A 26,103-nucleotide genomic window follows, 5' to 3' on the forward strand; every position below is an offset into this window, starting at 1 on the left:
ATCGGATCCCCTTCGGTATATTCGTAACGAACATGGATCCAGTTGCCGTCATGGCATTCCGCGCAGCCACCGCCGGTTGCATTTCCGCGTTCAGATGCGGCGACAGCTTGCACGCTTTGATATTCATCGACTGGCGCGCCGGAACCATCCGCCATAATCTTCACCCCTCGTTCAATCGCTGGCGCAACTCGTGAATCAGCTTAGTTATCTCATTTTTCTTGCTTTGCAGGAAAAGCTCTTTCAGGCCAATATGCATTGGATCCTGCAAGAAGTATGGCGTCCACAGAAGAGAGAGCCTCATATGGGCGGTTTTTCGGAGAGAGGACTCATCAGGAGAAAATCCCGCCTGATGCCATCCCATATTGCAGGCGGCCCAAAAGGACACCTGTACCTTGGACGAAATGATGCCAGCATGATCATAAGGTACTGTGGGCAGAATGCCATCGCTTTCAAGAGCTTCCAAATCATCGCATGCGCGTTTCAGGCCCGCATCTGAAATCAGCAGCGCATGACGTGAGCTACTTCGCAGATCCTGTTCAAAATGAAGCGCCCGCACGGGCGGAGCGTTTTTACCCTGGCCCAACGTGCTGTTCACGAGCTGAATGTTGCGCGGATCACGCAAGACGTGCATGCCGTGGAATAGCCCGCAAGCACAGATACGGGCAACATCCGCGCTACGGGTTATTTCGAACCGCGCCAGCGCATTTCCCATATAAATGATAGAGGTGGCCATCGGTCCCGAACTCGAAAGTCCGAGCCGGCGCACCTGTCCCGGCGCTGTGGCAAAGAACTTTCTCGCCAGATTTACGGCATATTTCCGCGTTCCGTTTCGGGCATGAAGCTGCCGGTCTCTGACAGTAAGCACCGGCTTCGGAGGCTTTGTCGAGGTGCTACCGGGAAAAACAATTCGTGCGTCCCCACCTTGAAGAGCAATCACATTATGGATCTTTGCGCCAGTGAATGGGCTGGTTTGGCTTTCTGCATATACCATCAAAGCATGTGGTTCCCAGAACCGTTGGTAGAACCAGTTTCCAGTCTCGTCCTGGATGCGCGTGAACTTTCGGAGATGCCGCCAAAGATCATCAAGTGTCGCACGCGATCTGATATAGATGCCCGGTTCGGAATCCCACAGATGCCACGGAGTATCGCTTCCGGTAAACAAGTTGCGGGTAAAACGATTCCCCTCTTCGAGCCGCACAATCCAAGGCGCGCCGTCCTTCAGTTCGTCATAGGCATTCCCGGTGAAAAGGCAGCGATGCTCCAATCCGCTGGTTTCAAGCATATCACGCAGGTTCGCGACCTTATTCGCATCGAGAACCGCGTAGGTCAGCATCGGCGGGTTGAGCTCACGGTTATCGTCTGCTCTTTCGATGGATTCAGGCTGACCGAACAGGACATGCTGCAGCACTGGAGGGGCGGTCTTTTTCTCAAGTATGCCTTTCTGGCGATCCAGTGGCATGACATTCTCAATGGTTTCAGCGCGGAATATATCGCCCTCGTGATCGTTCGACGAAAAAGCGACTGCGGACATCTGCCACGGATCATACATGTCCGCTTTTTCAACCATTTACCGCCTCAATGGATCAATGTTTTTATCTGAGGTAATGAGGCAGCGTTGCGAGCGGAGAGTCAATAGGCGCAGGAAAAATACGAACAGAAAGCTGAGGTCAAGGCAGACCACCTGAAACTTTTATCTGTAATTTCGACCGAATGAGATAAATGGCAAGCATAGATGAGCGGTATCCCCGCAGCATGGTTGCAGCGGCTGTTGTCGGGCCCTGCGCTTAAGTTTGTTGATGATGTCGAGCGATTCACCGTCGAGACAAGCAGTTTGATTGACGCGTTGGCGGGGATGGTAGCCTGTGCCTGATGAATGGGGTTTCATGAACGCGGCAGCCTATGGGTGAGCCTCACGCCGGCGCCACCACCATTTTCTGGGATGAACTCGACCCCGGCGGCTACCAGTGCAACAGAGAGGGCGACAGACCCTTCTTCGCCTACAGCACCAATTACCTGGTCGATCTGGACAACGCGATCATCGTCGATGTCGAGGCCACCGTTCCAATCCGGCAGGCCGAGGTCGGAGCCGTGCGCGACATGCTGACAAGAACCAGAGAACGGTTCGACCTTCACCCGGACACGCTGACCGCGGATACCGCCTACGGCACGGCCGAGATGCTCGGCTGGCTCGTCGACGACCAGGACATCGAGCCGCACATCCCGGTCTTCGACAAATCCGAGCGCAAGGATGGCGCATACCCGGCCACCGATTTCATCTACGATGAAACGGCAGACGAATACCGCGGCCCCGGAGACCATGGGCTGAAGCCCTACTGGCGGGACATCTCGAAGGGGCGGCCGGAGTTCGGAAAGGACGGCTTCAAGAAATACTTCGCCCGAAAACAGGACTGCGCCGCCTGCGCCCTGAAATCCCGATGCACACCCAATCAGGCGACCCGCAAAATCTCTCGGTCGAGACACGAGCACGCGCGCCAGAAGGCGCGGGAGATCGCCACGACCGACGCGTATGTCGCGTCGGGTTATGCCAGGAAGAAAGTCGAGAGCCGAGTTTTTCAACACAATCGGCTGCCTGCCGGCATTCAGCTGGCGCAAGTTCCGGCACGATCGTGCGGCGCACCGCAGCATCAAAACCACCGGTGGAGGTCGGCTCTGGGCCGGGTGCGCCTGATGGCAGTTCGGGCCAGGGGCCGGACTCTTTGCAGCGCCGCAAGGCGGCTTCGAGCCCAAAGCGGACTCTCGCGATTTTCTCCTTTGTCGGCCACCCGTGGCATCCATAGGTAAGCGGCAAGGAAACGACATGCGTGACATTCTGGAACGACAGCAGGTGTGGATCTACTTCGCGGCCGTCGCCCTTGCCGCGATCATTGGATTTGCCTTGCCAGGCACAGTTGCACTTGAAGGCGCGATCAACACAGCACTGGCCTTCACGCTGTTCGTCACCGTCGGGTCATTCCTGCAGGTGCCGTTGCCGGAGATTGGCCGAGGATTCCGAGAAACACGCTTTCTGGGCGCCCTTCTCGTCAGCAACTTCATCTGCGTCCCGATCCTTGCCTTCCTGCTGTCCCACCTTGCCATAGACGACGCATTGCTGCGCCTTGGCATCCTCATGGTGCTGCTGACGCCCTGCATCGACTACGTGATCACCTTTGCCCATCTGGGGCGGGCGGATGCATGGCTGCTGCTGGTGCAGATGGCCCTACTGCCGATTTACCTTGGGGTGTTCCTTGGCAATGAGTCCGCTGATCTCGTGCGTGTCGGCCCGTTCGTGCATGCGTTCGTCTGGCTGATCGCCGTGCCGCTGATCTGCGCTGGCGCTGTCCAGCTTTTGGCCGCGCGACATACGACAGGACAGCGTGTCAGCGACGTTCTGGGGCTTCTTCCGGTACCAGCGACGGCTGTGGTCCTGTTCCTCGTCGTGGCCGCCACGGTTCCGGTTCTGGGATCCGCCAGCCGTCATGCGCTGTCCGCACTGCCCATCTACATCGCTTTTGCCGTCATCGGCTGGGGCATTGCACGGGCCTTCGGGCTTCAACCTGCTGCAGGTCGGGCCGTGCCTTCTCGACCGCAACCCGAAACTCCCTCGTCGTGCTGCCGCTGGCCCTTGCTGTTCCGGGCGCGATCCCCGTGCTTCCGGCAGTGATGGTGACGCAGACCTTGGTCGAGCTAGTGGCCGAACTGATCTACATCCGCGTCCTTCCGCGCTTGGGCATGTCCAGCAGCGAACGTCGCCCCATCTGATGGCAGAAGCATCCGGTCTCCTGCTCTGCTACGGTCATGGCGCGGCGCAGGCACAACCATCATTCATGGTCGATGATCCAGCGCCTCGATGATGCGGCAGTTGGAGATCGTCGTGCTGCCGTGGCATTGCGCGCCGATCCGGCGCAATTCCGCAGCAAGAGCGTTCAGGTCAGCAATCTTCGCCTCCACCTCGGCCAGATGGGTGCGCGTCAGCGCGTCCACCTCACCGCAAGGTTGCCGGCTGTCGGAAGAAAGGGCGGCAAGCTCCGCAATCTGTTCCAGCGAGAATCCGAGATCGCGGCAGCGCCGGATGAACCGGAGGCGGTCCAGCTGCGCCTTTCCATAGACACGATAGTTCGACGCGCTGCGTTCCGGCACGGGCATGAGGCCGATGCTTTCGTAGTAGCGGATCGTCACAACCTTCGTGTCGGTGAGACGGGCCAGATCCCCGATACGAAAAACGTCAGACATGGCTTGACCCTATAGTTGCTATAGACCGTATATATGGGGGCAACTGGACCATAAAGCGAGTCGATCATGCCCTGTTGCTCCGCCGATAGCTGCGCCTCATCCACCGGAAGCTCCCCCCGTTTCCGCCGGGTTCTCTGGATTGTCCTCGCCATCAACGGCGGGATGTTCGCGGCGGAGATCGTCGCCGGGATGCTTGCCGGTTCAGCCGCCCTTCAAGCCGACGCGTTGGACTTCTTTGCCGATGCCAGCAACTATGCCATCAGCCTGTTCGTCCTGGGCATGAACCTGAAATGGCGTGCCGGAGCCGCTTGGATCAAAGGCGCGTCCATGGGGCTGTTCGGGCTGTGGGTGCTGGGCGCGGTTGTCTGGCACATGGCCTACGGGTCGGTCCCTCATGCCCCCACGATGGGGGTCATCGGCACCGTGGCCCTGTTGGCGAACCTGATCTGCCTGATCCTGCTTATGGCGTTCCGGGATGGCGATGCGAACATGCGTTCGGTCTGGATCTGCTCGCGCAATGACGTGATCGCCAACGTGGCGGTTCTGCTGGCGGCGCTTGGTGTCTTCGGTACCGGCACCGGCTGGCCGGATTTCATCGTGGCCTCCCTGATGGCCGTGCTGGCTCTGCAAGGTGCAGCCACGATCTTGCGGGATGCCACGCGCGAATGGCGTAGTGCGGAACGCCTCTCGGCTGTGCCTGTGCTTAGGTAGTAGCAGGACGCAAACAGTGCGAATGTCCGCAACGTCCCGCTTTTTACCAGTTTGATAGATCGGTTTCGCTGCGACCGGCATGAATGACCGGTTCAGTGAAGCCGCGCCGCGGCATCGCACAGGACGCTGAATGGCAAGAATGGGCCGGAACGCTTCTGGTAGGTCGTGCCAAAGGGTATTTTTAATCCCGATCTTCAGGATGGCTTCCAAAATTGGAAACCTGACTACGAGTCTTCGGCGGCCACGCGCCAAAATTCGACGGCCTTTTTGAACTCTGCCGCGTAGAAGGCTGGGTCCTCCGATCCCGAAGGGTCGCCGTCGAAGCACCCAACGCGCCGCGCGCAGTCGAAAAAGCCCGGCGCGGGCATTCCATGCCGTGTCTTGCTGACCACGAGCGCTGCGATCAACGGGCGGGCGGCGGCGGCGTCCTCCTCAATCAGGTATTCCAACGCGACGGTGAGTTGATGGATCGTATTCGGCGGCGAGAGATCCAAGGCCTTGGCAAGTGCTTGATAGGTGATGGGAACCGCATGACCGGCAATTCGGCAGAGATAACTCCGGATCCGTGGTGCCAACAAGTTGGCCGTACACGCACCATCGCTCGTAGTCGATACACCAAGTCGCAATTAGTCCCTCCCAATTTATATCAACCTGCGACGTCCTTTCTAAACAGTCAACTTCCGAAAACGGACATGCGAAGCGCGCTCTGCTAGGTATCCCAGTTACGCAGTTGCAGCGAACGGCGGTTTCAGCGGGCAGCGTTGCAGCACTGAGGCGCATCAGCAAAGGCAGCTCTGGGCCGATCCACGTCGACGCGCAAAGCGTCGGATTACTGGCTCACGGCGTCGCCTTAAGTCGGGTCCGAGTCCGCTCCACTCGCTCCCTCAACGCCTTGCGAATGGTGGCTTCGCATCGCATTTCGATCACTCCGAGCTGACCACAGCCTTCCGTAGAACGGGCATTCGTTTCATCCTTGTCTATATGGACTACTTCATCGGAGCCAGCCTCGACAACGCTATGATCAGCTACCGCTAGCGGCCAGTACCGCCCCGAGGCCTTCTTGCAGGTCCTTGACGAAATTCTCCGGAACCTCCAGCGACGGGAAATGTCCCCCGGTTTCCGGCGTCCCCCATCGGACGATTTGTCGGTACCGTTCCTGTGCCCAGGAGCGCGGACATTTCTCGATGTCGCGGGGATATATGCTGATCGCCGACGGGACATCGACGCGAAGCTCGGGGTCGAGCGCATTAACTCCGCCGTGGCTTTCGTAGTAGATGCGGGCCGCCGATGCGCCGGTCCGCGTCAGCCAATACAAAGTTACATCGTCAAGAAGGCGATCCCTGGAAATCGTCTCGAACGGGCTGTCTTCGGTATCTGTCCACTCAGCGAACTTGTCGAGAATCCAGGCAAGAAGCCCGACCGGGGAATCGACAAGCGAATAGCCGATGGTCTGCGGGCGGGTCGCCTGCTGCTTCGCGTACGCTGCGCGGTAGAGCCAGAAATCGCGGGTGTCCTCGGTCCATTTGCGCTCGGCCGCCGTCAGCCCGTCCGTTGTCAACCCTGGCGGTGCCTGCGCGAGCGTAGTGTGGATACCAAGAACCTGTGCCGGGAACCTGCCACCGAGGATCGTGGTGATCACACCTCCCCAGTCACCGCCATGAGCAACGAATTTATGGTAGCCGAGCCTTCCCATCAGTTCCATCCATGCGGCCGCGATCTTTCCAGTTCCCCAACCGGTGGTGGCTGGCTTGTCGCTGTAGCCAAAGCCTGGCAGCGACGGTGCCACGACGTGGAATGCCGGCGCATCTGGATCTTTCGGATCTGCCAGCTCGTCCATGACATGGGTGAACTCGGCAATGCTGCCCGGCCAGCCGTGTGTCAGGATCAGGGGCGTGGCATCTGTGCGGGTGGATCGGCGGTGCAGGAAGTGGATTCCCAGATCGTCAATGGTGGTGCGGAACTGGCCGATCCGGTTGAGGCGCGCCTCGAACGATCGCCAATCATACTCTGTGCGCCAGTAGTTCACGATGTCGACGAGGTCGGCGAGAGGAACGCCCTGTTCCCATCGGCGAGGGTTGGGCGCGGCAGAATAGACCGTCTCGGCCTCCGGCAGACGCGCTGCGGCCAATCGCACGCGAAGATCATCGAGGTCAGCGTCAGTTGCGTGGGCTTCAAATGCCTGCACGTCGCTGGTTCGACGGTTCATGAGATGGCCGCGGAGTGACCCGTCGTGGCGAAGCGCCTGAGTGCGCCAAAGCAGTGACGAACAATTTTCGCCCGCTCAATGCGTCCCTGTTGGCGGATTTGATGAGCTGCCTCCTGATCAATCCCGGAGGCCGGAGCCCGACCGGCGGTGTCACTCCCAGCAGTATACTTAGAAAAACTGTATATCATCTTGTCTCACATCCATATGCATGCTCATACAAAATAGCAATTTATGGAGCTTAACGCTTGTCAGTAAAACTGTATTACAGTTAGTTTTTCTATCATGAGAAAGCGAAACGATATCGCCTGGCTGCCGCTGAATTCCTTGCGTGCTCTGGCAGCAGTCCATGAAACCGGCTCTGTCGGTGCTGCGGCGGATACGCTCAAAGTCACGCATGGCGCAGTAAGTCAGCATCTACGAGGCTTGGAAGACCGTTTGGAGCGCAAATTGTTCACCCGATCTGGCAATCGTCTGGTCATGTTGCCGGACGCCGCAGACCTAGCCGATAATCTGCTCCAGAATTTCAGGGCGATTGCCGGTGATATCGTCCAGTTTCGGCGTGACGAAAACATCCTCAACATTACCGTGACGCCGCATTTCGCCCAGCACTGGCTGCTGCCACGCCTTGGTGAATTTCTGCAACACCATCCGGAAATCGACCTGCGCATCAACACCGATGCGACGGTACATGATCTTGCAAGGGGTGATTTCGACGCCGCTGTCCGGCATGGCGACGGTAACTGGCCCGGGGTGAACTGCGAAAGGCTTCTTGAAGGTTGGGATACCGTGGTGGCGGCGCCGTCGGTTCTGGAGTCCGTTTCCATTCAAACACCTCAGGAACTGACCAAGCTACCTTGGATTCTGGATGAGGACCGGGACATCGAAATGTCGAATTGGTTCGATGATCACGGCGTGGCCCATCAGGCTCATACACGGATCACCCGGCTGCCCAGCGCGCTGACGCTTGTCGCGGCACTCGACGGGCATGGCCTGGCATGGCTGCCCCATGTTTATGCAGCGCCCTATTTGACCAGCGGGCGCTTGGTGCAATTGCTCAGCGACGACCGGTGGCAAGCACAGAATACACGCCACTATTACCTGTGCTGGGCCGACAACAAGAACCGTCCGGCTTTCAGGACGTTCCGGCAATGGATAAGGCGGCAACTTCCAGATTAGGTCGGGTAACGAGGCCAGCTTCGGAGCGACGCCCGCTACGTCAACCATTCGACCGCGCCAAGTTTTCGTATTCACAGCGAATGGCCGGTCTGGTGAAGCTGTGTCGCAGCGCTGGACGATTTGGTCAGTATCGGCAAAGGGCCGGGTGCGCCTGATGGCAGTTCGGGCCAGGGGCCGGACTCTTTGCAGCGCAAGGCGGCTTCGAGCCCATTGCCGCCATTCGGCGATCTGATACCATTACAACATGTATATGAAAATCGTCGCATCCTGCCTTTGTGGATCAGTCAGAATTTCATGCGGAACCCCCGCTGGGCCTGCCGCTTATTGCCACTGCGAGGACTGTCGAAGATGCACAGGGAGCGCCTTCACCGTCAGCTTGCCGTTTAGGGCCGACGGGTTTCGCGTGATTTCGGGAGAGACAGATTCGTTCACCAAGGTTGCGGATAGCGGCCACGAGTTAACTCGGCACTTCTGTCCGAATTGCGGCTCTCCTCTCTATACATCGTCTCCGAAACATCCCGATCTTGTCTATGTAAAGGCAGGAACTCTGGATAATTCTGCGCTTGTTCAGCCCGCATATCAAAGCTGGTGCCAGTCAAAGGTGGCATGGTCTACGATTGGCATAGGCTTGCCTTCTTATTCCAAAGGTCGAACCTAATCGATGTGTGCCAAGTATCGGATTCGCCACGCTGGCAACGACGACATGCAAGTGATATCCAACCTCATGCACGGCCTTGGATTTAATCATACGGTTGAAGAAATCTTGCGTCGTTGGCAGTTGGTCAGAGACCGCATATCGCACCCTGTGCTGATAGCTTACGAAGAGGAAACGGCAGTAGGATTGATAGCTCTCTATATCACCCCTCTGCTTTTCTATCCGGAACCGCTTGCTCGAATTACGACACTGGTCGTTGCTCCAAATTATCGCCGGCGTGGAATCGGACGTTCATTGGTGGCGGCGGCAGAATGTCTGGCAAAAGAAGCCGGCTGTGACACCATTGAGCTCACCACCGGAAATCATCGAAAAGGGGCACAAGCGTTCTATCGAAGTTTAGGGTTCGAGGCTTTGGCTTTGCGCATGGAAAGACGGCTGTCCAAGCAATGACCGCAAAGTCCGCCTTGCCGCTGTCAGTGTTGCCCATGATGAAATGATAGAAGAGCCCTTACTGCTCATTGGATGTCGAGCGGCGGCAACGACTTAACGAGATCATCTACCGTTTTCATCTGCGACAGGAATGCCGGCAGCAGGTCGAGAGGCAAAGCACTTGGGCCATCGCACTTGGCTTTGTCTGGATCAGGATGAGCTTCCAAAAAGAGCCCTGCAATGCCAACTGCCAGACCCGCACGACCGAGCTCAGCGACCTGATTGCGCCTCCCGCTCGATGCATTGGCACCAGCATCTCGCATTTGAAGGGCATGCGTCACATCAAAAATGATGGGTGCATCGCGGCTGCTTTCGCGCATAACCCGAATCCCAAGCATATCTACCACAAGGTTATCGTAGCCAAAGCACGATCCCCGTTCACAAAGTAGAACCTTGTCGTTCCCGCATTCGTTGATCTTCTCTACGAGATTTCGGACCTGACCCGGACTCATGAATTGCGGCTTCTTGACGTTGATGACCGCGCCGGTTCGAGCGGCCGCGGCAATGAGATCGGTCTGCCGCGCGAGAAACGCAGGAATCTGCAGGATCTCGCAGACCTCCGCAACAGGCGCTGCCTGATGCGGATCGTGGATGTCGGTGATAACGGGGACCCCGAAGGTGTCCTTGACCTCTTGCAGCACCTTCAAACCTTCATCGAGGCCTGGACCTCGAAACGAATGAATAGAGGAGCGGTTCGCCTTGTCGAACGACGCCTTGAAGATGAACGGCATCCTTAGTTCGCCTGTGACTCTGACGAAGTGCTCGGCAGCGGCCATGACCAGATCGCGTGACTCGATAACGTTCACTCCTCCGATCAAAGTCATGGGGCGAGTGTTGCCGATCACGAGGTTTTTCAGTTTCACGTCGTTCACGAGGCGCTTCCTTCTGAGGCAATTGATGCGAAACAGCTAAGCGCTCTCAGGCGGAGAGGCAACAAAAGGGGAGACCCAGCCAGCCGAGGTTCGCATTGTCAGAGCTTTTGCCGCCGCAGCGCAGGACTGAAATGTCTGGCTTCCTGGACCTTCCGGCCGCGCGCGGCGAACGGTTCCTTAAATGGACAGCTACCGTGTGTCGCTGTCGATGGTTCCCTACCCGAAGTCACCGTTCAACGATCTTGCGGGATGCGACGTGAAGAGCCCAAATCCGCCATTGAGAACCCTGCGGAGCATGTCGATCGTCGGGGAGGATCGGGGAGCAACGACACCCAACAATCCAGCGAGAGAGAGTAAATGACAAACGGCTTCTTTCCCGACTTTACGGTTAGTTTCGTGGAAACACCTCTTGGCGCTATCCGTATCCGCACGGGTGGAACCGGATTTCCTGTTCTTCTCCTTCACGGCCACCCGAGAACACACACGACCTGGTATAAAGTTGCGCCATTGCTGGCTCAGGATTTCACCGTAATCTGCGCCGATCTTCCCGGTTTTGGTCAAAGTTATCGGCCGGAGGAGATTGAAGGCAGTTCCGGAAGAGCGAAGGCCAAGGCGCTGCATGCCTGCATGAGCTCACTCGGTCATGACCGGTTTGGCGTTGCCGGACACGACCGCGGCTCCTATCGCGCCTTTCGGCTGGCGATGGACTTTCCGGAAAGCGTCGCCGGCCTTGTCATGATGGACGGTGTTCCGATCTATGAAGCTCTGGAACGGGCAGACTGGCGCTTTGCCAGGGACTGGTGGCATTGGTTCTTCTTTGCGCAAAGCGACAAGGCAGAATCCGCGATCCTTGCTGACCCGGAACTTTGGTATCCGACAGACGCCGCACTGGGCATAGAAAACAGGGCCGACTACGTTAAGGCGACACGTGACCCCTCAGTAGTGCGTAGCATGCTTGCAGATTATCGGGCGGGCCTGGAATACGATTACGACCACGATCACGCGGATCGAAAGGTCAGCCGCTATCTACAGTGCCCGCTAGGCCTGCTCTGGTCGGCGCATGATGATATGGAAACCATCTACGGCGATCCGTCCAAACCATGGGCCGATTGGAGTTCCAAGACCGTAATGAAAGAACGCATCATGAGCGGGCATCATATGGCCGAAGAGGCGCCAGAAGATGTTGCTCTGCATCTTCGAACATTTTTCATGAACCACAGGTAGGTGATCGAGGGATCGCTCTGTCCGCATCGTTGCCTTCCCGGCGGATCGACGTGAAGAGCCCCTTGCGGACGTTGATCGCAAGGTGGCAGATCAGTTCAAGCCTCTAGCCAGCTTCCCACCTGTGTAACCGCGACACCAACAATGACGAGCGCAATCCCGAGGACACGGGACCAGCTGAGCGTGCGCATTTCCATCCCAAATGCACCGATATGGTCCAAGTATGCGGCGCCGAGCAGCTGCCCCAAAACAACACAAACGAAGAACATCGCCACCCCCAGCTTCGGGACGATAACGAGAGCGATTAACACGAACAATGCGCCTGCCGCTCCACCTATCAGCGTCCACCATGGCAATGTCAGCAGTTTCGACCATTGTGGTCCGACCCGACCGAATGTGGCCCATGCGGCGGTTACCATGACAAGGCTTATAGTGATCGAGCAAACAGCCGCGAACAACGGACCTCCGAGTCTGGCTGCGATTTGAGCATTGATAGCGGGTTGCATTGAAACCAAGGCTCCGAGACCGAATGCAATAAGCAGATAGATTGCGGGCATGGGGAAGTGCCTCTCCGTGTCTGTTGTGGCATATTCGTCAAGTGAGCTGTCTTTCATCGATGCTCACTTCGTCCTAGTCAGATATCTTGCTCGATTAGCGAGCGGGCGCTAATTTCGGGCGCTTAATCCGCCAACCTGCCGTCGCACCCAATGGCCGCAAAGTCCGCATCGATGCCTTCCCGGCGGATCGACGTGAAGAGCCCATCAGAGACATTCGAGCGCGGCGCGTCGAATGCGAGTGCAGCAAACGAGGTCGGCCCTTTCTTGCCGTTCAGCGTCCTGTGCGATGCCGCGGCGCAGCTTCACTGAACCGGACATTCATACCGGTCGCAGCGTATCCGACCAATCAAACTCGTAAAGTGCCGGACAAAGCCGACATTCAGCCGGTCAGACCCAACTGTTGCTGCATGACCGTTGCCGCGTTGTAGCAGTGGAAGGAAACGACCTTTCCATCCTTTACCTGAAACACATCGCAGCACGGAACATCGATTGTCCTTCCAGTCGGTGCAAGGGTGCCTGCGGGGGTCGCGAAGTCGCCCGTATGTGTTCCGCGGATGGCAAGCTCGACGACAACGACGCCGTCCATGGCATTGATGCCGAGTATTTCCCGGTGAACATCAGGAAAGGCTTCCGCCATTCCCCCCGCGACCATGGCAATGTCATCTCCGTGAAAGTCCACCCCGGCTGGGACGTTGCGAGCATAGCCGTCCTTGGAGAAGAATGAGACGAACGCGGGCAGATCCAAGGACTCCCCCTCGGCGGCGGCGTAGAGCGCCTTGATCAGATCAACGTCGTCTTGCATGGTTTGAACCTTTCCATCTGGTGGCTGGCTGATGTTCCTGACGCCAGCTCGATAGATGGAAGATAGACGATCAGTTACGTTTAGGGTAGAACCTACCAAAAGGTATGTGAGAAAGCATGGACCGGATGGATACGCCTTGTGGCCTGGACGTCTCGCTGTCGATCGTCGGCGGGAAATGGAAGCCTTTGATCCTCTTTCATCTTCAGGAGGGTCCGACCCGCTTTGCCGACGTGAAGCGTCGCGTCGGCGGGATCAGCGAAAAGGTGTTGATCCAGCAGTTGCGAGACTTGGTCGAGATGAACGTCCTCGTACGGCGCGACCATCAACGCGTGCCGCCGATGGTGGACTATTCGCTTACTCCGTTCGGCCGAACGCTCGTCGAAGCGCTGATCCCCCTGTGCGAATGGGGCACCAGAAACCGGGCGACGGTGGCGAAGCTCTCCCGAAGCACGATCGACATGGAAACTTGACCGGCTCTCTCAGGCGTAATGGCACCACATCATCGCAACTGTGTGTACGAATGGCATATGGTTAAACATCCAAGGGCTCCGTGCCGTCTTGCGGCAGCGCAGCGACGCTCCCCGCCCAGGTCGATCCGAACTTGCGCCAGCTGAATGCAGGCAGGCAGCCCTTTCACAACATTCGGCCATGGCGCAGCATTGCTCTCACTCCATCTGCGGCATTCAGCAGCCGATTTCCCCACAGCAGCCGTTCAACGGCCGATACGGTGCTCCAGGATGCTACGGATCGCACAGTTGGCAGCAACGCGCAGGGAGGTCCGCTACCGCGGCGTCCCGTTCCTCGGCACTGTTTGCATGCGCGTATCCAGAGATGATGATCATTCTGTGTCTCCCTTGTTCGACGCCCGAATAGTGCCGGGGCCACTTCCTGCTGATTGCTGCTGCTGCGAAGCGGCATCTGTCCTTGACGGATGGCGATGAATTAACCCTTCACATAGCCTAGGCCCTCGACGAACCGCCCATCGCGGATATGCGCATGATGTTGAAGCCGCGCACGCGCGCCGTGTCGCCTTCGCACCATCTGAGTTGCCAGCGAATGATCCCGCGATCACCGCTGGTCCAGATTTCCTCATCTTCAAAGGCAAGAGTCGCCAAGGACGCGATATCTTTCCAGAAGCTCAGGCATGCCTGTGGGCCTTCAAACCGCGCACCATCCGGCGCGGGCGCCGTATTTTCGAGTCCGCAGTCCGCAGCGATCAGATCATCGAGGTCCCTCGGGCGGTGCGCCTTGAAGGCGTTATGGAAGCGCATAACGATGTCGCGCGTGGTGCTGCTATCGTCGGTCATCCTAGCCTCGTTGGCGTTGTAAAATAGCGGTCTTTCCCAGATCGTGGCTGGTCAGCCAGACCCCGCCGCAGCGTCTTCGATTGCGGCCAGGTCGATCTTGTGCATGGTCAGCATCGCTTCCATCGCGCGGCGCGCCTTTTCGCGGTCCAGTCCCGTCGTCAGCTCGATCAGCCGGCTCGGCGTGATCTGCCAGGAATGCCCCCAGCGATCCTTGCACCAGCCACATGCGCTTTCCTGACCGCCATTGCCGACGATCGCGTTCCAGTAGCGATCGGTCTCGGCCTGATCCTCGGTCAGCACCATGAAACTGACGGCCTCGTTCGGGGTAAAGATAGGCCCGCCGTTCAGACCGATGAAGCGTCGTCCGAGAACGGTAAACTCGACGGTCAGTTCATCCCCGACTTTGCCGCTTGGATAATCGGCCGGCGCCTTATTCACCCGGTCGACTCGGCTGTCAGGAAAGGTCGCCGCATAGAATTCGGCCGCCTTGCTGGCCTGGCCGAGATCGAACCAGAGGCAGGTTACAAGTTTCGTCATCATCATTCTCCATTGCTGTATTCGCCGGTCCTCGATTTCCCCGGACCGCATGATCATGATAGGTTTGGCAGATCATTGCGATCTGGTCATAGGACGAACAACCACACCGCTTGCCTACATGGGCGGTCAGTTTTATTTTGCGCGGTCTCGGGCTGCCGGCAGGTCATCGCGCAACCTCCGCCGTCGGATATTCCAGTTGCATCGCGACCATATCCCGGGTCGGGCGGCCATAGGCATCACCGATCATGCCAAGCATGTTGTCGAGCGCCTCAGCCGGGGTCTGCCCGGTTGGCAATGTCAGCCATCGATCGTAGGAACCTGCCCCAGAAACCCGATCCGGCAGGATGCGGATACCGTTGGCGGTCACGATCGCCTGCCCCGTCTCAGCGACGCTAACGGCTCGCGAGCGATAGGTCCGCGACCATCCATCGGCAACAAGCGCCACCGCGGCCTCGTCCATGCCAGGCCGCAAGCGGATACCGAAGGTCTCGTGCATCCAGAACGCGAGGCGGTTCCGCAGAACCGTGGTCGCAAAGGCACGGGTCAGGCGGAAGGCGGCAGTGGAATGTTCCAGGCCCCAGGCTTGCATCCCAAGATCCTGCGCCACCTTCTCGGCGCGGGCCCGGCCGCCGATCGCTTCGATCAGCGCCAGCATCATTGGCATGGACGCGCTGACCCCCGTCGTCGTGAAGACCCGGCCGTCCGCGACCATTCGCCTGTCGGCCACATGGCGGATTGAGGGGCTGCGCCGCAGCATCTCGTCCAAATAATACCAATGCGTGGTTGCGCGCTTACCGTCCAACAGTCCCGCGGCCGCGACGATCTTGGCGCCGGCGCAGATGCCGATAATCACGGCGCCCTTCGAGGATTGCGCCCGTAGCCAGTCAAGGACCACGGGATCGTCATCGCGGCTCATCGCCGGGACGACGACGTAATCGGCACCCTGCGGATGGAGGGTATCGAATGCGGCGACGGTGGCATCGGCTTCGACTTGCAGGGCGGGGAACAACCGCACTGGGCCAGGGCCGGTTGCCAGCATGATCACATCGGCGACATCGGCGCGTCGCAGAATCCCCGTCGGGACCAGATAATCTGTGGTTTCGGTGGCATCGTTCAGCCCGATAATTGCGATCAACGGACGCGCATTCGTCCGAAGCGCCAACGCGGCTAACATCGTATCCTTCTCGGTCTGCGGGACGGGTTTCGCGGGCGTGCGGACAACGTCTGGCGGCAAAGTTGCGATCCAGCCGCCAAAGCCGATCAAGCCGATGGCGACCGCTGCAGTCATGACCGAGAGGGCCTTTTTCAAGGACATTCGTCATTCCCCCATCACTGGTCTTTCAAGATAGACATCAGACGGCTTGGCGGAAATGACAAACTTGTGGTAATTTCTGCCAATGCCGCAAATCATCTTTGTCGTCTATCCGGGTTTTGAACTGCTCGATCTTTCGGGGCCGGTTGCGGTTTTCAACAATGCCAACCGCGCCTTGGCCGAACGGGGCTCGTCCCCATTCTATGCGGTTGTTGCCGCCTCTGCCCGTGGCGGGAAGGTTGAAAGCAGCAGCGGCATCTTGGTCGAAACCCGGCGCCTTTCCACCCTTGCGCCCGGCGAGGGGCAGATGGTGCTGGTCGTCGGCGCCGAGCGCGCCCACTTGATGACGGCGATGGCGGATCAGGAATTAAGCAGCGCGCTGCCGCGATTGGTCGAAACTGCCGAACGCTTCGGCTCGATTTGCAGCGGCGGTTTCATCCTTGCCGCACTGGGCCTGTTGGATCGCAGGCGGGTGGCGACTCATTGGGATTCCCATGCGCCGCTGGAGCAGGCATTTCCTGATGTTACAGTCGATTCCGATGCGCTCTATGTTGCCGATGGCAGGTGCTGGACATCGGCGGGCGTCACGACCGGCATCGACATGGCGCTGGCAATGGTTTCGGTCGATCTGGATGCGGCAATCGCCGGCGAGGTCGCGAAAAGGCTGGTGCTCTATGCCCGCAGGCCCGGTTACCAGTCGCAGTTCAGCCCTGTTCTTCAGGCCCAGACCAGGGCCGACAGCCTCGTCGCCGACCTGATCGAATGGCTGTTGTTACATCTGGACGAGACGCTAGACGTTCCCCGCCTGGCCGACCGGGCCGGCATGACCCAACGCAGCTTTCACCGTAAATTCGTTGCGGCCACAGGGATCACCCCCGCGCGATTCGTGGAAACCGCGCGGTTGGACACGGCCCGGATGCTGCTGTCGCGCGATCTGCCATTGAAGGAGATCGCGGCCAAGGTCGGCCTTTACCCGACCGCGCGCCTGACCGAAGCCTTCGAGCGCCGCTTCGGCATCAAACCGAAGCTGTTCCGCGAGTTGCATTCCGAGACAGGCTAAGCCAGGCACAGGCTTACTGTCTGTCTTCGCGATCTTAAAAAAAATGCGCCACCGTGTCGGATTGGCGATCGGCGCGACGTCTTTAGATCACAAGCCCAACGAGGGCCAAAACAATCAAGGAGAAAGACCATGCGTGTCGCCGTATTCGTAAAGGCCACCGAGGACAGCGAAAAGGGAGTTATGCCCTCGACCGAGCTGTTGGAGGCGATGGGGAAATTCAATCAGGAACTGGTCGAGGCCGGCATCATGACCGGCGGCGACGGGCTGAAGCCCTCGTCCCAGGGCAAGCGGATTATGTTTGACGGGCCTTCGCGGCTGGTCATCGACGGCCCCTTCGCCGAGACCAAGGAACTGGTCGCGGGCTTCTGGCTGTGGACCGTCAAGGACATGGATGAGGCCATCACCTGGGCAAAACGCTGCCCGAATCCGATGCCTGGCCCCAGTGAACTGGAGATCCGGCCCATCTACGAGATGGACGATTTCGGCGAAGCCCTGACCCCGGAAGTCGCGGCAATCCACGCTGACACGCGTAACAGGCTGGCCGGCGAGGATTGATCGTGCATTATCACTTTCCAGCCGCACCTCCAACGCGGCGGCTGGAATGGAGACGCCAATGCTTTACGCCATCCTCTGCTATCACGACGAAAACGTCACCTCGAACTGGTCGGCCGAACATGATGCCGCCGTTATCGCGCGGCTGAAAAAGGTGCATGGAAAATGGGCTGATCAGTTCAAGCCGATCGCCCGGCTGATGCCCTCATCCTCGGCCACGACCTTGCGGAAAAGCGACGGCATGGTGCTGGACGGTCCCTATGCCGAGACCAAGGAACAGCTTCTGGGCTTCTATATCGTCGATATCAGGGATCTTGATCAGGGCCTGCAAATCGCCCGCGACCTGACCGAGGCCAATCCGGGCGGCGTCTATGAATTGCGCCCGATCATGGGCTATTATCCCGACGGAGCGGCAGCCGCACATGACACGGACCCCTGACCCAAGCTGGATCGAAGCACGGCTGACCGGAGCGCGACCGCAGGTCGTGGCGGCGCTTCTGCGCTATTTCCGCGATCTCGATCTGGCCGAGGAGGCGTTTCAGGAGGCCTGTCTTCGCGCGCTGAAAAACTGGCCCGAAAAGGGTCCGCCCCGCGATGCCGCCGCCTGGCTGATCATGGTCGGCCGCAATGCGGCGCTGGATTATGTGCGCCGCCAGAGGCGGCTGACGCAACTGCCGCCCGATGACGCCGCATTTGAGGGCGCAGCCGACCAGCCCGACATGGCCGAGCGGCTGGATGCAGCCGATTATCGCGACGATATCCTGCGGCTTCTGTTCGTCTGCTGTCATCCCGACCTACCCGGGACGCAGCAGATCGCGCTGGCGCTGCGGATAGTGTCGGGCCTGCCGGTGTCGCGCATCGCGGCGGCCTTTTTGATCAAGGAAAAGGCGATGGAGCAGCGCATCACCCGCGCGAAGGCCCGCATCGCCAATGCCGATATTCCCTTCGATACGCCCGGCCCCGCCGAACGTGCCGAGCGGCTGGCCACCGTCACCGCCATGGTCTATCTGGTTTTCAACGAGGGCTATACCGATGCCAACCCCGCCAGCGAACGCGCGAGCCTTTGTGACGAGGCGATCCGGCTGGCGCGACTTTTGCTGCGCATGTTTCCCGCCGAGCCTGAACTGATAGGCCTGCTGGCGCTGATGCTGATCCAGCATTCGCGTCAGAACGCGCGTTTTGACAAAGATGGCGCGCCGATTCTGCTGGAGGATCAGGACCGCAAGCAGTGGAGCCGCCGGATGATTGCCGAAGCGCTCGTCATGATCGACAAGGCCATGCTGCACCATCGGCCCGGCCCCTATCAGATCCAGGCCGCCATTGCCGCAATCCATGCCCGTGCGTCGCGGCCCGAGGATACCGACTGGGCCGAGGTCGAGGCGCTTTATCGGGCGCTTGAACATCATGTACCCTCACCTGTCATCACCCTGAACCGGGCGGTGGCGGTGTCGAAGCTGCACGGCGCGCAGGCGGCACTTGACGTGATCGAGCCGCTGGCCGCGCCGCTGGACGGTTATTTCTACTTTCACGGTGTGCGCGGAACCTTCTTGCGCGACCTCGCCCGGAACGACGAAGCCAGCGACGCTTTCGGGCGTGCCATTGCGCTCGCGAACACCCCGGCTGAAGCCGGACATATCCGTCAGCTTCTGGACGGGCTTTAGGTTTCGCGACAGGTGTAGATAATTATCGCGGCCCATGTCGGATTCCGTTCTTCTGCTTCGTCCTTGCATCATGACCAACACGAACTGGGGTAAAGACAATGACCAGAATGATCTTCGTAAACCTGCCCGTCGCTGACCTTGCTGCCGCGACGCATTTTTATCAGGCGATCGGCTGCCAGAAGAATGAGCAGTTCAGCGATGACAACGCCGCCAACATGGTGTGGTCCGATACGATCACATTCCAGTTGCTGAGCCGCGACTATTTCCAGACCTTCACGCCCATGACGATCGCGGATGCCAAGACGGCTTGCGGCGCGATGTATGCGCTGAGCTTCGATGAACGCGACGCTGTCGATGCGACAGCCAAGGCGGGCGAGGGCGCTGGCGGCACGCTGGATGGTCGCCCGGCGATGGATATGGGCTGGATGTATAACCGCCAGGTCCAGGATCCGGACGGGCATGTACTGGAATTCGCGTGGATGGACATGTCCGCGATGCCCGGCCCGGACTCGGCCTGAACGGCAGACGCAACAAGGAGAGAGAAGATGTCACGGATTACAATCGCAACCGCCGCCCTGTTGCTGGCCTTTCCGGCCGCCGCGCAGGACCAGACAGCCACCGAGACAGGCGAGCGCGTCGAGGTCAACGGGATGCAGATGTATTACGAGGTCTCGGGACAGGGTGATCCGATTGTCGTGCTGCACGGTGCCTATATGAACATCCCCAGCATGGGCGAGATCGTCCCGATGCTGGCGGAAAACCACACTGTCTATGCGCTGGAATTCCAGGGCCATGGCCGCACCACCGATATCGACCGGCCGATCACCTATCCCAACCTTGCCGATGACGTGGCCGCCTTCATGGACGCCGTGGATCTGCAAAAGGCCGATGTGTTAGGGTATTCCATGGGCGCGGCGGCTGGCCTGCAACTGGCCATCCGCCATTCCGAAAAGGTCGACCAGTTGATTGCAGCCTCGGCCGCCTATGATGCCGAGGGCTGGCAGCCGGCCTTTCGCGAATTCATCCCGCAGATGACGGTCGAGATGTTCACCCAGATGCCCTTTGCCGAGGAATACCGGCAGCTTGCCGCTAATCCCGATGGCTTCCCCGCCTTGGTCGAAAAGCTGATCGCACTGGAAAAAGAACCGATGGCATGGGGCCCCGAAGTCGACGCGCTGGAAACTCCGGTGCTGATCATCACCGGCGACGCGGATGTGGCAACGCTGGAACATTCGGTGACCATGTTCCGGCTGTTGGGTGGCGGTGGCATGGGCGATATGGGCCAGCCCCTGCCGGCATCGCGCCTTGCGGTAATTCCAGCGACCTCGCACACGGCGGTGATCATGCAGCCAGAGTTGCTGATGTCACATATCGGTCCATTCCTCGCCGGCGAGACGCCGAAGGGCATGTTTGACTGAAGCCTGCGCGTGGGCCCAAGGGGATGATCGCAGCGCGCCCGCGAGATCGCATCCAGCCGGCAAGCCCGCCTGACACCCTGCCCGCCATTCAGCTACTCCCCGGGGCAAACAAGAGTCGAGCGCGAGGTCCGATCTCTCGAAGCGAAGTTGGCGAACGCCATCGCCGTACGGTATCGATGCCGCATTACATGCCCTATGCAACATTCATCACCAATGAAGATATTGGCGCCGCTCCCAGTCTCGACGATCCGTCCAGCCTTTATCACCCGGTCATCGATCGGGAGGGCATCGATGAACAAAGCTACCTCATTCATCTCGTCGGGCAGAAGGAGCGGGATCAAATCCTTGCCGATGAACAGGAGCTTCTCGCGGAACTCTGCGCCTATCGCGATGTCCTTTGCGATCCCCAAACGATCGACTGAGCAGGTCAGCGCAAAGCTGTATGGCATGCCAAGGTCCGAAAAAAAATATCGATACTCGTCACGGCGCCGAGAGAGCTCCCCTTTGGCCTCAGGAACTTCGCAAAAAATGGCGTTATCGATTCGTAGATACGACCCTGCGCTATTGACGAATGGCCGGATTGTAGAAAGCGGCCACGCGAGAAACGAAGGGAGCGGAAGGCCACCGTTGATCATGGCATTCTGCTGCGCCCGCAACTTGTCTTGTGATATTCCGCGAAGCTCCAATATCTGCTCCGAGCTACCTCGATCCCCGCAAGATCGTTGAATGGCAGCTTCAGATATTCGCCCAGCCTCATCCGGTCGGGCGGTGGCCGGGACCGGGGGCGACGAATTCAGATGTGGCTATCTCCCGCATTGCTCATTTCGATGGCCGCTCTGACCATGATACGGCGCAACCAGGCATGTTTGGGTGCGTCCTGATGGCGTGCATGCCAAGCAAGACTCATCGTAAAACGGTCCAGATCGAGTGGCGGTGGTAGCGCGACGAAACGCTCCATTCCCGCTGCAGTCCGAGCAAGGCTCAGAGGAAGGGTCATGACGAGATCGGATCGGGCGGCGATCTCCGCCGCCGCGAAAAAGTTCGGAACGCGCAGCTTCACGCGCCGCGAACGGTTCAACGCCGCCAGCTTGTCATCGACGGGTGCAGGTCCGACACCTGTAACGCTTACCACGATATGCTCGAGTGCCAGATAGCGGTCGAGGGTGAGCGGTCCATCGGCAGCCGGATGCTCGGTACGCATCAGCGTCACCAACTCATCGTCGTACAGGCGTCGTCGTATGATGCCTGCAGGGGCTTCATCGATCAGCCCGACCATTGCATCCACCGCACCGCTTTCCAGCGCTTCGATTGCTGCGGATTCCGGCGGCATGATGTCAATGTCCAGGCCGGGCGCCTGCTTGGCGAGATGGGTCAACAGGTAAGGTGCAAGCACGGCCGCCTGGAGATCGGGCATCAGCAAGCGCACATGACCCGTTGCCGTTGCGGGATCGAACGGGTTTGCCTCCAGCATCTCGCCGATATCCGCCAATGTTCTGCGCAAGACGGGTCGAATATCCTCGGCGCGGGCGCTGAGAATATAACCACCGGGCCCATCGACCAGCAGTGCATCCGCGAATAGAGCGCGCAGTCGCCCGAGTGCACGGCTGGCGGCCGGTTGGCTCATGCCGAGCCGCTGCGCGGCTCGCGTGACGTTCTTCTCCTCAAGCAGCGCGTCAAGCGCCACGAGTAGGTTGAGGTCGGCACGGCGTAAATCCACTTCATGCATACTGACTATATATATCATGCATTGGACACATGAAAGATCGGCATGCGATTATTCAGTGGCAATCATTGCCAACAGGGAGGACAGGATGATGCATGTCATATTTGGCGCGAATGGACGAGCGGGTGGCGAAACCGCGAATGCACTGATCAGGCATGGTGAGGAGGTGCGTGTCGTACTGCGTCGCCCGGAACAGGCCCGTGCCTGGAGGGCGCGCGGCGCGGATGTGGCGATTGCCGACATCAATGACACAGGCGCGGTCGTGGCCGCATTGCAAGGTGCTTCCGGGGCGTTCTTGCTCAGCCCGCCGCCCATTGCCGGCGATCCCTATGCGCAGGCAGTCGAGACCGGCGCGGCGTTCGCACAAGCGGTGCAGCGTGCAGGATTGTCCAAGGCGGTCATCCTGTCGTCGATCGGGGCGCAACATGCTTCCGGCACGGGAGTCATTGCCACCCTCAACCAGATCGAGACCTTGCTCGACGGTGCGGCGCCTGCAATCGCCTTCTTGCGATCGGGCTATTTTGTGGAAACCTGGAGTGAGGTCGCGAATTCCGTTGTCGAGGAGGGCGTACTTCCGAGTTTCATCGAGACCGATCGGAAGTTCCCGATGGTGAGTACGATGGATGTGGGGAGCGCAGCAGCCGATCTTTTATGCGAGGACCGGCAGGGGCAGCGGGTTGTGCAACTGATTGGCCCTGAGGATTGGAGCCCGGGTGATGTGGCGGCCATCTTTGCCGAGCTTCTCGATCGCCCGGTCACCCCGGCATTCATCGCGCCAGAACACCGCGCGGCAGTTCTCGCGGAGGCAGGGATTCCCGCCCCGGTAGCCGATGCTCTTCTCGGCATGTATGAGGGCATTTCCAGCGGTCGCGTGGCGCTCGAGGACGGTGTCGAGCTGCGACGCGGCCGGGTTTCGCTGAGGGTAGCGATCGAACGCATCCTCGCAAACATGCCGGCAGCATCCTGATTGCCCGAATGCCGGCAGAGCCGGGCGGTTCGTTCCGGCTCTGTTATCAAACCGGAACATCGCCAGCAGAGCTGTGCCGGGAATGAGAAAGAAAGCGCGGCTCCGCCCGGAAACCTACTATGGAAGCTAAGAAAAAGGAGGCTTGTTGGATGGGTGCCGTGCAAGCGCAAGCGATCATGTCTCTGGATGGCTATGTGGCCAAGCAGGACAACACCATCGGCCGGTTGTTCGACTGGCTCCAGAACGGCGAGGTCGCCCTGCCGACCCCGGCCGGAGACTTCAAGGTTCACCTCAGCCCGCCGAGCGCAGAATACTGGCGGCAGTGGATCTCTTCGCTGGGGGTATTGGTATGTGGCCGCACATTGTTCGATGTTGCGAAAGGCTGGAACGGCCGACACAGCCTGGACGTCCCCGTCGTCGTGGTCACGCATCACGTTCCTTCGGACTGGGTCGAGGCTCACCCCGACGCGCCCTTCTCCTTCGTGACCAACGGAGTGCAAGCCGCGATTGCACGCGCCCAGGAGATTGCCGGCGACCGCGTCGTCTCTGTCACCGGAGGGACCATCGCCAAACAGTGCCTGGAGCTGGGCCTGCTCGACGAAGTGGCTGTCAACCTGGTGCCGGTGGTGATGGGCGAGGGCAACCGCCCTTTCTTTGGTCAACTCTCTTCAAACGACATCATACTCGGCAACCCCACAATATGCGTTCAGGGCGACCGCGTAACCCATCTGGTTTTCCCGGTACAACCATGACTCGACGTAGGGAGCTACTGATAGAAACGAGGCGGTTTCGCTGCGTACTTCCCGAAGGCCGACGTGGAGGTCACCGCACAGCAGCATCCGTCCCTGCTGAATACATGTCATAAAATCGAAGTGATCATAGCGTGAATCATGCGCTTGACACGTAACTTAGACGGTACGAATGCGGAGAGGCTGTCATCACTTCCCGGCGAGCAGCTTCTGACGCAAGGCGCTCAGGCGAGCCGTTCAAGCTGCCCCTTTCGTTTCCGGATGTTCTTGTAGTCCCACTGGATGTTCCGGCTTTTTTCTAGCCACCGGGTGAGGTCGTCCAGGTCCACTTGCTCCACAGCAGTGTAACGGACTGATGCATCTTTGAATTTGCCGGTGCCACGTTTTAGCTTCGGCTCATCAAAATCGGCACCGCTCCAGAACATCAGGCGCATACAGTCTTTTAGCTTGCCGTAGCCAACTATCGGATTTCTGTCGAGGAACCAGACTGGATGGCCGTGCCAGATTTTGCCCTCAGCGTCCGGCAGGCTTGCATCGATGGCCGATCGTAGAGCTTCGCAAATAGCCCTATCGTTCGGTGACTGAGCGGTATGAAAGTCTTCGATAGAGGCAGGTTGCATGCTGAGAGGGTAACAGAATCTTGCAGATAATTGAATACTCAAGCCGGGTTCGGATCTGTCATGCGGAGCGATCCGTTGAAGTTGTCCCTGGCTGCGGTTGCACAAACACCGTATCAGGGAAGCTCGAGAGAGCGCAGACAATCTTGTTGTTCGCCCGCTGCCCGCTGTCAGGACGGATCCTTGTCCGGCACCGGTACAGGCAAAGATGCTGGTCTGTGAACCGCCACGCCGATCATCACTAGACCGACGCCCAGAACGTCGATTGCATTCGGAATCTGGCGCAGAGCGTGGAAGACTTGGTCGACGTGAGCATCCCGTCCCCGGGCACGGCATGGACGGCCCAAAGCTGCCGCTCACCAGTGGCTTCGATGCTGCATGCAGCTTCACCAGACCAGCCATTCATGCGTGGCGCAGCATTTCCCGTGGCCAGAGGTCCGCGGAGCGCAGGAAGCGCCCTTTGCAAACTCGGTCCCGCAGCCTACTTCCGTCCTGAAATCACGAAGCACGCTGCTGCAGTGTCGCAGCTGGAGCCGACCTTCGCTGCAACCGCGATATCGGGACCTGATACAGCGTCGCCAGAGCGGGACTTTGCAGCCGTTGACAGAACACCGAAATACGATCAGGAAGAGGGCATGAGCATGAATGCCACCAGCTTCGTGACCTATTACCACCGCCTCATCTGAGCGCGGTGCACTTCAACATGCTGCCGCCGTATGGTGGCAGACAGTTGGCTCCTACGGCGCAATGGAGCTAGAAATGCAAAGAAACTCCCTCCCCCTGAAAACTGAATTTGGATTGTCCGCTGCGCTCGTATGACAGATGCGGAACGCATCGTTCAGATGGTCGGAAAGCTCGCCGCCCACCACGGCGACACACCGGCGCTGACGGCGGACGACCTTGCCCGAGACGTTTTCGTCGCAAATCCATGGATTTACGTTCTCGTCGCGGAGGCGCGTGGCGAGTTAATAGGCTATTCCGCCCTGTGTGGGCTGACCCGTCTTCAGTTTGGCTGGCGGGGAATGGACATGCATCACTTGTTTACTGAGGCCGCGTATCGCGGGCGCGGCGTTGGCCGCAGTCTTATTGCGGCCAGCAAGACCAAGGCAATCGCATTGTCATGCAGTTATCTGAATGTCGGAACCAATCCAGACAACCACAAGGCTCAGGTGTTTTACGAGATATTGGGCTTTGAACGTAAAAATACACATCCCCCGCTCTTTTCGATTCGGCTTGCATCGTGACTGTCCGGTAAGCTCTTCACGTCGATCCGCCGGGTAG

The 26,103-nt window shown here is 59.1% G+C and carries 30 protein-coding genes; 18 read left to right on the forward strand and 12 right to left on the reverse strand.

What is annotated here, in order from left to right; all coding sequences use genetic code 11:
* Positions 1 to 160: 160 nt before the first annotated feature.
* Complete coding sequence (locus tag C9E81_RS04775; RefSeq protein WP_122111196.1) at positions 161 to 1,567, reverse strand: DUF4123 domain-containing protein; 1,407 nt, start codon at positions 1,565 to 1,567, stop codon at positions 161 to 163.
* 332 nt (positions 1,568 to 1,899) lie between these two features.
* Between C9E81_RS04775 and C9E81_RS22840 the strand changes: the two genes are divergently transcribed.
* A complete protein-coding gene (locus tag C9E81_RS22840) occupies positions 1,900 to 2,802 on the forward strand; it encodes a transposase (protein ID WP_166461818.1) in 903 nt (300 codons plus the stop codon).
* Between the two features lie 16 nt (positions 2,803 to 2,818).
* On the forward strand, positions 2,819 to 3,661 hold the full coding sequence (locus C9E81_RS04785; RefSeq protein ID WP_208021107.1) for an arsenic resistance protein: 843 nt from the start codon (positions 2,819 to 2,821) through the stop codon (positions 3,659 to 3,661).
* A 161-nt stretch (positions 3,662 to 3,822) separates the two neighbouring features.
* Here the strand turns inward: C9E81_RS04785 and C9E81_RS04790 are convergent, their stop codons facing one another.
* On the reverse strand, positions 3,823 to 4,230 hold the full coding sequence (locus C9E81_RS04790; protein ID WP_122111197.1) for a MerR family transcriptional regulator: 408 nt from the start codon (positions 4,228 to 4,230) through the stop codon (positions 3,823 to 3,825).
* 66 nt (positions 4,231 to 4,296) lie between these two features.
* Between C9E81_RS04790 and C9E81_RS04795 the strand changes: the two genes are divergently transcribed.
* Complete coding sequence (locus C9E81_RS04795) at positions 4,297 to 4,941, forward strand: cation efflux transmembrane domain-containing protein (RefSeq protein WP_122111198.1); 645 nt, start codon at positions 4,297 to 4,299, stop codon at positions 4,939 to 4,941.
* Positions 4,942 to 5,165: 224 nt separating this feature from the next.
* Here C9E81_RS04795 and C9E81_RS04800 read toward each other — a convergent pair whose 3' ends face one another.
* A complete protein-coding gene (locus C9E81_RS04800; protein WP_243698513.1) occupies positions 5,166 to 5,516 on the reverse strand; it encodes a hypothetical protein in 351 nt (116 codons plus the stop codon).
* A 446-nt stretch (positions 5,517 to 5,962) separates the two neighbouring features.
* Entirely contained in the window at positions 5,963 to 7,147 is a 1,185-nt protein-coding gene (locus C9E81_RS04805) for an epoxide hydrolase family protein (protein WP_122111200.1), read from the reverse strand.
* 282 nt (positions 7,148 to 7,429) lie between these two features.
* Between C9E81_RS04805 and C9E81_RS04810 the strand changes: the two genes are divergently transcribed.
* The 3 genes from C9E81_RS04810 (at position 7,430) to C9E81_RS04820 (ending at position 9,428) form a co-directional block, all read left to right on the forward strand.
* Complete coding sequence (locus C9E81_RS04810) at positions 7,430 to 8,323, forward strand: LysR substrate-binding domain-containing protein (protein ID WP_122111201.1); 894 nt, start codon at positions 7,430 to 7,432, stop codon at positions 8,321 to 8,323.
* Positions 8,324 to 8,573: 250 nt separating this feature from the next.
* Entirely contained in the window at positions 8,574 to 8,981 is a 408-nt protein-coding gene (locus tag C9E81_RS23645; protein WP_425010623.1) for a GFA family protein, read from the forward strand.
* A gap of 3 nt (positions 8,982 to 8,984) precedes the next feature.
* Entirely contained in the window at positions 8,985 to 9,428 is a 444-nt protein-coding gene (locus tag C9E81_RS04820; protein WP_122111203.1) for a GNAT family N-acetyltransferase, read from the forward strand.
* Positions 9,429 to 9,493: 65 nt separating this feature from the next.
* Here the strand turns inward: C9E81_RS04820 and kdsA are convergent, their stop codons facing one another.
* A complete protein-coding gene (gene kdsA / locus C9E81_RS04825; protein WP_122111204.1) occupies positions 9,494 to 10,339 on the reverse strand; it encodes a 3-deoxy-8-phosphooctulonate synthase in 846 nt (281 codons plus the stop codon).
* Between the two features lie 357 nt (positions 10,340 to 10,696).
* Between kdsA and C9E81_RS04830 the strand changes: the two genes are divergently transcribed.
* A complete protein-coding gene (locus C9E81_RS04830; protein ID WP_122111205.1) occupies positions 10,697 to 11,563 on the forward strand; it encodes an alpha/beta fold hydrolase in 867 nt (288 codons plus the stop codon).
* A 95-nt stretch (positions 11,564 to 11,658) separates the two neighbouring features.
* Here the strand turns inward: C9E81_RS04830 and C9E81_RS04835 are convergent, their stop codons facing one another.
* Both C9E81_RS04835 and C9E81_RS04840 read right to left on the reverse strand, forming a co-directional pair.
* A complete protein-coding gene (locus C9E81_RS04835; protein ID WP_122111206.1) occupies positions 11,659 to 12,174 on the reverse strand; it encodes a DMT family transporter in 516 nt (171 codons plus the stop codon).
* Positions 12,175 to 12,496: 322 nt separating this feature from the next.
* On the reverse strand, positions 12,497 to 12,919 hold the full coding sequence (locus C9E81_RS04840; RefSeq protein WP_122111207.1) for an ester cyclase: 423 nt from the start codon (positions 12,917 to 12,919) through the stop codon (positions 12,497 to 12,499).
* Between the two features lie 116 nt (positions 12,920 to 13,035).
* Between C9E81_RS04840 and C9E81_RS04845 the strand changes: the two genes are divergently transcribed.
* Positions 13,036 to 13,389, forward strand: coding sequence for a winged helix-turn-helix transcriptional regulator (locus C9E81_RS04845; RefSeq protein ID WP_208021108.1), 354 nt, complete (start codon positions 13,036 to 13,038; stop codon positions 13,387 to 13,389).
* A 489-nt stretch (positions 13,390 to 13,878) separates the two neighbouring features.
* Here C9E81_RS04845 and C9E81_RS04850 read toward each other — a convergent pair whose 3' ends face one another.
* The 3 genes from C9E81_RS04850 to C9E81_RS04860 all read right to left on the reverse strand — a co-directional run bounded on the left by C9E81_RS04850 (position 13,879) and on the right by C9E81_RS04860 (position 16,078).
* Positions 13,879 to 14,226 carry a nuclear transport factor 2 family protein gene (locus C9E81_RS04850; RefSeq protein ID WP_208021109.1) on the reverse strand — a complete coding sequence of 116 codons (348 nt, stop codon included), beginning with the start codon at positions 14,224 to 14,226 and terminating at the stop codon, positions 13,879 to 13,881.
* A 51-nt stretch (positions 14,227 to 14,277) separates the two neighbouring features.
* A complete protein-coding gene (locus C9E81_RS04855) occupies positions 14,278 to 14,769 on the reverse strand; it encodes a VOC family protein (RefSeq protein ID WP_208021110.1) in 492 nt (163 codons plus the stop codon).
* Positions 14,770 to 14,926: 157 nt separating this feature from the next.
* The gene (locus C9E81_RS04860; protein WP_122111209.1) at positions 14,927 to 16,078 is read right to left on the reverse strand and encodes a DJ-1/PfpI family protein; all 1,152 of its coding nucleotides are present in this window, start codon (positions 16,076 to 16,078) and stop codon (positions 14,927 to 14,929) included.
* 82 nt (positions 16,079 to 16,160) lie between these two features.
* On the opposite strand from C9E81_RS04860, the gene C9E81_RS04865 reads away from it, so the two are divergent.
* The 7 genes from C9E81_RS04865 (at position 16,161) to C9E81_RS22665 (ending at position 21,188) form a co-directional block, all read left to right on the forward strand.
* Positions 16,161 to 17,135 (forward strand): GlxA family transcriptional regulator, encoded by a 975-nt coding sequence (locus tag C9E81_RS04865; protein WP_122111210.1) that lies wholly within the window; start codon positions 16,161 to 16,163, stop codon positions 17,133 to 17,135.
* A 129-nt stretch (positions 17,136 to 17,264) separates the two neighbouring features.
* Positions 17,265 to 17,690, forward strand: coding sequence for a YciI family protein (locus C9E81_RS04870; protein ID WP_122111211.1), 426 nt, complete (start codon positions 17,265 to 17,267; stop codon positions 17,688 to 17,690).
* Between the two features lie 58 nt (positions 17,691 to 17,748).
* Positions 17,749 to 18,126 (forward strand): YciI family protein, encoded by a 378-nt coding sequence (locus C9E81_RS04875; protein ID WP_122111212.1) that lies wholly within the window; start codon positions 17,749 to 17,751, stop codon positions 18,124 to 18,126.
* Entirely contained in the window at positions 18,110 to 19,348 is a 1,239-nt protein-coding gene (locus tag C9E81_RS04880) for an RNA polymerase sigma factor (RefSeq protein ID WP_122111213.1), read from the forward strand. The genes C9E81_RS04875 and C9E81_RS04880 overlap by 17 nt, the downstream gene beginning before the upstream one ends.
* Before the next feature lie 98 nt (positions 19,349 to 19,446).
* Complete coding sequence (locus tag C9E81_RS04885) at positions 19,447 to 19,866, forward strand: VOC family protein (RefSeq protein ID WP_122111214.1); 420 nt, start codon at positions 19,447 to 19,449, stop codon at positions 19,864 to 19,866.
* 27 nt (positions 19,867 to 19,893) lie between these two features.
* Complete coding sequence (locus C9E81_RS04890; protein WP_122111215.1) at positions 19,894 to 20,766, forward strand: alpha/beta fold hydrolase; 873 nt, start codon at positions 19,894 to 19,896, stop codon at positions 20,764 to 20,766.
* A 23-nt stretch (positions 20,767 to 20,789) separates the two neighbouring features.
* Positions 20,790 to 21,188 (forward strand): hypothetical protein, encoded by a 399-nt coding sequence (locus tag C9E81_RS22665; protein ID WP_147457559.1) that lies wholly within the window; start codon positions 20,790 to 20,792, stop codon positions 21,186 to 21,188.
* Between the two features lie 371 nt (positions 21,189 to 21,559).
* Here C9E81_RS22665 and C9E81_RS04900 read toward each other — a convergent pair whose 3' ends face one another.
* Entirely contained in the window at positions 21,560 to 22,492 is a 933-nt protein-coding gene (locus tag C9E81_RS04900; protein WP_166461820.1) for a LysR family transcriptional regulator, read from the reverse strand.
* Positions 22,493 to 22,577: 85 nt separating this feature from the next.
* Here C9E81_RS04900 and C9E81_RS04905 point away from each other — a divergent pair, with 85 nt between their 5' ends.
* Together C9E81_RS04905 and C9E81_RS04910 are read left to right on the forward strand one after the other, a co-directional pair.
* Positions 22,578 to 23,456, forward strand: coding sequence for an NmrA family NAD(P)-binding protein (locus C9E81_RS04905; protein ID WP_208021111.1), 879 nt, complete (start codon positions 22,578 to 22,580; stop codon positions 23,454 to 23,456).
* 149 nt (positions 23,457 to 23,605) lie between these two features.
* Positions 23,606 to 24,208: a dihydrofolate reductase family protein gene (locus tag C9E81_RS04910; protein WP_122111798.1), complete on the forward strand. Its 603-nt coding sequence runs from the start codon at positions 23,606 to 23,608 to the stop codon at positions 24,206 to 24,208.
* Positions 24,209 to 24,429: 221 nt separating this feature from the next.
* On the opposite strand, the gene C9E81_RS04915 is transcribed toward C9E81_RS04910, so the two are convergent.
* Complete coding sequence (locus C9E81_RS04915) at positions 24,430 to 24,867, reverse strand: DUF1801 domain-containing protein (RefSeq protein WP_243698514.1); 438 nt, start codon at positions 24,865 to 24,867, stop codon at positions 24,430 to 24,432.
* Between the two features lie 770 nt (positions 24,868 to 25,637).
* Here C9E81_RS04915 and C9E81_RS04920 point away from each other — a divergent pair.
* Positions 25,638 to 26,066: a GNAT family N-acetyltransferase gene (locus tag C9E81_RS04920; RefSeq protein ID WP_122111219.1), complete on the forward strand. Its 429-nt coding sequence runs from the start codon at positions 25,638 to 25,640 to the stop codon at positions 26,064 to 26,066.
* The last annotated feature ends 37 nt before the right edge of the window (positions 26,067 to 26,103 follow it).

The sequence above is a fragment of the Paracoccus alkanivorans genome, from assembly GCF_003697785.1.
GTDB lineage: Bacteria > Pseudomonadota > Alphaproteobacteria > Rhodobacterales > Rhodobacteraceae > Paracoccus > Paracoccus alkanivorans.

Excerpts from the sequence above, each read along its gene's own strand:
- C9E81_RS04850 (WP_208021109.1), bottom strand. The coding sequence starts at position 14,226 with ATGACCGACGATAGCAGCACCACGCGCGACATCGTTATGCGCTTCCAT.
- C9E81_RS04885 (WP_122111214.1), top strand. The coding sequence starts at position 19,447 with ATGACCAGAATGATCTTCGTAAACCTGCCCGTCGCTGACCTTGCTGCC.
- C9E81_RS04920 (WP_122111219.1), top strand. The coding sequence starts at position 25,638 with ATGACAGATGCGGAACGCATCGTTCAGATGGTCGGAAAGCTCGCCGCC.
- C9E81_RS04785 (WP_208021107.1), top strand. The coding sequence starts at position 2,819 with ATGCGTGACATTCTGGAACGACAGCAGGTGTGGATCTACTTCGCGGCC.
- C9E81_RS22665 (WP_147457559.1), top strand. The coding sequence starts at position 20,790 with ATGATCGCAGCGCGCCCGCGAGATCGCATCCAGCCGGCAAGCCCGCCT.
- C9E81_RS04910 (WP_122111798.1), top strand. The coding sequence starts at position 23,606 with ATGGGTGCCGTGCAAGCGCAAGCGATCATGTCTCTGGATGGCTATGTG.
- C9E81_RS04775 (WP_122111196.1), bottom strand. The coding sequence starts at position 1,567 with ATGGTTGAAAAAGCGGACATGTATGATCCGTGGCAGATGTCCGCAGTC.
- C9E81_RS04865 (WP_122111210.1), top strand. The coding sequence starts at position 16,161 with ATGCCGCAAATCATCTTTGTCGTCTATCCGGGTTTTGAACTGCTCGAT.
- C9E81_RS04840 (WP_122111207.1), bottom strand. The coding sequence starts at position 12,919 with ATGCAAGACGACGTTGATCTGATCAAGGCGCTCTACGCCGCCGCCGAG.
- C9E81_RS23645 (WP_425010623.1), top strand. The coding sequence starts at position 8,574 with ATGAAAATCGTCGCATCCTGCCTTTGTGGATCAGTCAGAATTTCATGC.
- C9E81_RS04830 (WP_122111205.1), top strand. The coding sequence starts at position 10,697 with ATGACAAACGGCTTCTTTCCCGACTTTACGGTTAGTTTCGTGGAAACA.
- C9E81_RS04870 (WP_122111211.1), top strand. The coding sequence starts at position 17,265 with ATGCGTGTCGCCGTATTCGTAAAGGCCACCGAGGACAGCGAAAAGGGA.
- C9E81_RS04805 (WP_122111200.1), bottom strand. The coding sequence starts at position 7,147 with ATGAACCGTCGAACCAGCGACGTGCAGGCATTTGAAGCCCACGCAACT.
- C9E81_RS04845 (WP_208021108.1), top strand. The coding sequence starts at position 13,036 with ATGGACCGGATGGATACGCCTTGTGGCCTGGACGTCTCGCTGTCGATC.
- C9E81_RS04880 (WP_122111213.1), top strand. The coding sequence starts at position 18,110 with ATGACACGGACCCCTGACCCAAGCTGGATCGAAGCACGGCTGACCGGA.
- C9E81_RS04790 (WP_122111197.1), bottom strand. The coding sequence starts at position 4,230 with ATGTCTGACGTTTTTCGTATCGGGGATCTGGCCCGTCTCACCGACACG.
- C9E81_RS04890 (WP_122111215.1), top strand. The coding sequence starts at position 19,894 with ATGTCACGGATTACAATCGCAACCGCCGCCCTGTTGCTGGCCTTTCCG.
- C9E81_RS04810 (WP_122111201.1), top strand. The coding sequence starts at position 7,430 with ATGAGAAAGCGAAACGATATCGCCTGGCTGCCGCTGAATTCCTTGCGT.
- C9E81_RS04820 (WP_122111203.1), top strand. The coding sequence starts at position 8,985 with ATGTGTGCCAAGTATCGGATTCGCCACGCTGGCAACGACGACATGCAA.
- C9E81_RS04795 (WP_122111198.1), top strand. The coding sequence starts at position 4,297 with ATGCCCTGTTGCTCCGCCGATAGCTGCGCCTCATCCACCGGAAGCTCC.
- C9E81_RS22840 (WP_166461818.1), top strand. The coding sequence starts at position 1,900 with ATGGGTGAGCCTCACGCCGGCGCCACCACCATTTTCTGGGATGAACTC.
- C9E81_RS04905 (WP_208021111.1), top strand. The coding sequence starts at position 22,578 with ATGATGCATGTCATATTTGGCGCGAATGGACGAGCGGGTGGCGAAACC.
- C9E81_RS04860 (WP_122111209.1), bottom strand. The coding sequence starts at position 16,078 with ATGTCCTTGAAAAAGGCCCTCTCGGTCATGACTGCAGCGGTCGCCATC.
- C9E81_RS04835 (WP_122111206.1), bottom strand. The coding sequence starts at position 12,174 with ATGAAAGACAGCTCACTTGACGAATATGCCACAACAGACACGGAGAGG.
- C9E81_RS04875 (WP_122111212.1), top strand. The coding sequence starts at position 17,749 with ATGCTTTACGCCATCCTCTGCTATCACGACGAAAACGTCACCTCGAAC.
- C9E81_RS04900 (WP_166461820.1), bottom strand. The coding sequence starts at position 22,492 with ATGCATGAAGTGGATTTACGCCGTGCCGACCTCAACCTACTCGTGGCG.
- C9E81_RS04855 (WP_208021110.1), bottom strand. The coding sequence starts at position 14,769 with ATGATGATGACGAAACTTGTAACCTGCCTCTGGTTCGATCTCGGCCAG.